Consider the following 3480-nt stretch of genomic DNA (forward strand, 5'->3'; position numbering starts at 1 on the left):
AAGTCCAATGGGACAACTGAAGAAAATGTTTGGGTAATGAAACACACAGAATGAGCCATTTTAATATTAAAATTGAAGAGTTACCATCTCTAGAAAAAAAGTTTCCGCCAAAGTCTTGACACATACTGACAATAGGAGACAATCGAAATAGAGTGGAAAAAATAGTATACTGAATAGTAAGATAAAATAGACAGATCGAAGTTCATGAAAAGAGGGTAGCTGCGTGATCGAATTCAAAAATGTCTCATTAAGATATTCAAATGGGGTCGAAGCATTAAAAAATGTGAATATAAAGATAAATAAAGGCGAGTTCGTTGTCATCGTAGGGATGTCCGGTGCCGGAAAGTCTACTCTAATGACCTGCATCAACCGGATGGTCGTGCCTACTGAAGGAGAAGTGATCGTCGACGGTCAGACTATTTCCAAATTAAAAGAGTCGAAGCTGCGTGTCTTGCGTACACAGATTGGCATCATTTTTCAGGACTATAATCTCGTCAAACGCATGTCTGTCCTGAGAAATGTGGTGGTCGGTCGGCTGGGTCATACATCGACCTTCAACAGTCTGATCGGGCGGTTTCCTCAAGCAGACCTCCAGCTCGCTATGAACAATCTCAAACGAATCGGTATCGATGAGAAGGCTTATGTCCGAGCCGACCAGCTCAGTGGAGGGCAGCAGCAGAGGGTCAGTATAGCACGTGTCCTGACACAGCAGCCTAAAGTCATTCTGGCAGACGAACCTGTTGCGTCACTCGATCCTCCAACATCTCATCAGGTCATGAGAGACCTGAAGCGTGTAAGTAAAGAAGATGGGCTGACAACATTAGTCAATCTGCACTTCATCGATCTGGCAATGGAATATGCCGACCGGATCATTGGGATGCGGGATGGTGAAGTGGTATTTGACGGCCACATCGATGAAGTCACTGAACAGACATTTGAAGAGATATACGGCCGCCCGATTCGTGCGGATGAGAAAAGAGGGGACGCCTCGTGAAACAAAAAAAGACCTCTTCTAGTAAAGTCAGGCTATTCAAGCCGTCATTCTACATCAAACTGATTGGTTTCAGTGCGGGCGTTCTCGTGCTCTACTCCCTTGCGATTCGTCAGACTAATGCCTCGCTGACCCGTATGCTGTCGGCATTTCCGATATTATTCCGCATGCTGACAGAGGACTTTTTTCCGCCTGACTTCGGCTACTTTTCAACAGTAGTGAATCAGCTGATCGAAACGTTCAATATTGCCTTGATCAGCACGACACTGGCTGCGATCATGGCTTTTCCGCTACTTTTTTTTTCGTCATCAACATTGAACAGACACCCTTTATCATACGGAGGGATGCGAGTTGCCTTGACCATCGTCCGGTCGATCCCGAACATTATAATGGTCGTACTCATGGTAGCCGTTGTAGGTTTAGGCTCGGTATCCGGTATTCTGGCACTCATGATTTACTCGGCAGCAATCCTAATTAAGCTGACCAGTGAATCGGTCGAATCGATTGATGAACGGCCAATCCAGGCCATCAAGGCAATGGGCGGAAATAACCCTCAAGTTATCCGGTATGGCGTTTTGCCACAGATCACACCAATTTATCTCTCACATATATTGTATGTACTTGAAATCAATTTAAAAGCCTCCGTTGTACTGGGCTTTGTAGGTGCAGGGGGGATCGGTCAGCTGATCAGACGACAGATGAGCTTATTCAGGTATGACCGTTTAGGGCTCATCATATTCGTATTATTTCTTGCCATCAGTGTGATCGATTATATCAGCCAGACAGTAAGGAGCAGACTCGCGTGAAAAACAAGGACAGAATTTCTCTTCGGTCTCAACGTACGTTAAAACAGAAAACAATGATCTATCTCGTAGTGATGAGTCTGAGTTTTTTGTATGCGTTCAGTCTCTGGTCACAGGATTTTTCCATTGCCTCCTCGCAGTCTTCTCCAGGAACGATTCTTTACAGGTTATTTGTCGTCCCTCTCATTGACCCAACCTATTGGCCTTCGTTTGTGGAGAGAGGCTGGCAGATGATCGAAACGATTGCTATTGCCTATGCAGGAGGGATTGCTGCTTCCTTGTTTGCCCTGCCGGTTGCGATACTAGCGGCAAGGAACAGTGGAGGCCGAGCCAGTTACCTAGGCAAACTGTTTTTAAATGCTATCCGTTCGATACCGGAGCTGCTGTTCGGCGTGTTCTTTGTGGCCGCCGTCGGTCCTGGATCCTTTGCAGGTGTATTGGCTATCAGCGTCAATTCGATTGGCATGATCGGCAAACTGTATTCGGAAAGCATCGAGTCGATCGATCAGGCGCCGATCGTAGCAATCAAAGCCAGCGGAGGCAATGACCTGCAGGCGTTCTGGTATGGCATTCTCCCTCAGATCCTGCCGCAATTTTTGTCAATCTCGCTGTTCCGTTTTGAAATAGATGTCCGGGCTTCAACGATACTTGGACTAGTCGGAGCTGGAGGCATCGGGGTTCCGCTGATTCTTTCACAGCAGCAGAGGCATTGGGAAGAAGTCGGTGTGATTCTGATCATTGTCATCGTGTTCGTCGTGATCATTGATAAAATAAGTGGAAAGATAAGGTCGAACTTAGTCTGAAGTTGCTCAAGCTGATATGCTGGGCAGCTTTTTCTGTTTCCTAGGTCATGATAGTTTAAAATTTCTGAAATCAAATTAACGCCAGTCAAAATATATATTTAAAATCGAGCCACCCATTCATCTTGAAATTAGAGTGCAAAAGACCAGCCGCTGCTGTTGAGGCAGTCGGCTGGTCTTTTGATAACACTCTTTATAAGAAGGCCTTATTCTAAAGGACGGTCATCACGTGATAAATTAGGGGTATCCGCTCTCTCTGCAAGCAGGTCGCGTATTTCTTCCAAGTAATTTTCTACGCTCGGCGCCTCTACTTCAACTTCCTCTGCTTCCTCCGGCTTCCGGGAGAGATTGTTGATCACTTTGATGATGACAAAGAGTACAAGTGCGATAAGTACAAAATCAATGACAGCTTGAAGAAATTGTCCATATCCAATTTCTGCTGATCCGATCTGTAATGCAAGTTGGTCGACACTGGCATTCCCCGTTACTGCTACGATGATGGGAGTAATCACATGCTCAACCAGAGCAGTCACTATAGCTGTAAATACGGTACCCATAACGATTCCGACAGCCAGCTCAATCACATTTCCGCGCATTAAAAATGTTCGAAATTCTTTAATCAATATAAACATCCTCTCTCCAAATACTTACTGTATTCTATTCTAAACTATCCAGCAGAAAATAAAAAAGTAAAAGTTTAGTCACATTTACAAGATTTTTACAAAAAAAGGGTGGAGATAGTCCTTCTATCCCGGTATACTCTCATCTTTAACACCCAAAACCCCGATAAATCCCTACACTAAGGGATTTACCGGGGTTTAAAAATGCTCAAAATAGGGTACTATTTTGCTATTTTTGTATCTTTAATAATTTTTTTTATTATTTT

4 protein-coding genes are annotated in these 3480 nt (G+C 44.4%); 3 read left to right on the forward strand and 1 reads right to left on the reverse strand.

Annotated features, from left to right (window positions below):
* The first annotated feature begins 223 nt into the window (after window positions 1-223).
* Genes phnC through phnE (ACYQ2O_RS11135) form a run of 3 tightly spaced genes read left to right on the forward strand, consistent with a single transcriptional unit; the run spans window position 224 to window position 2597 of the window.
* Window positions 224-994, forward strand: a complete 771-nt coding sequence (gene phnC / locus ACYQ2O_RS11125) for a phosphonate ABC transporter ATP-binding protein (RefSeq protein WP_346023868.1) — start codon at window positions 224-226, stop codon at window positions 992-994.
* Complete coding sequence (gene phnE / locus ACYQ2O_RS11130; protein ID WP_459770462.1) at window positions 991-1797, forward strand: phosphonate ABC transporter, permease protein PhnE; 807 nt, start codon at window positions 991-993, stop codon at window positions 1795-1797. Before phnC ends, phnE (ACYQ2O_RS11130) begins: the two co-directional genes overlap by 4 nt.
* Entirely contained in the window at window positions 1794-2597 is an 804-nt protein-coding gene (phnE, locus tag ACYQ2O_RS11135; protein ID WP_346023870.1) for a phosphonate ABC transporter, permease protein PhnE, read from the forward strand. The genes phnE (ACYQ2O_RS11130) and phnE (ACYQ2O_RS11135) overlap by 4 nt, the downstream gene beginning before the upstream one ends.
* 203 nt (window positions 2598-2800) lie before the next feature.
* On the opposite strand, the gene mscL is transcribed toward phnE (ACYQ2O_RS11135), so the two are convergent.
* A complete protein-coding gene (gene mscL, locus ACYQ2O_RS11140; RefSeq protein ID WP_459770463.1) occupies window positions 2801-3226 on the reverse strand; it encodes a large conductance mechanosensitive channel protein MscL in 426 nt (141 codons plus the stop codon).
* Between the last annotated feature and the right edge of the window lie 254 nt (window positions 3227-3480).

It is taken from the genome of Alkalibacterium sp. m-11 (genome assembly GCF_054658155.1).

Excerpts from the sequence above, each read along its gene's own strand:
- mscL (WP_459770463.1), bottom strand. The coding sequence starts at position 3,226 with ATGTTTATATTGATTAAAGAATTTCGAACATTTTTAATGCGCGGAAAT.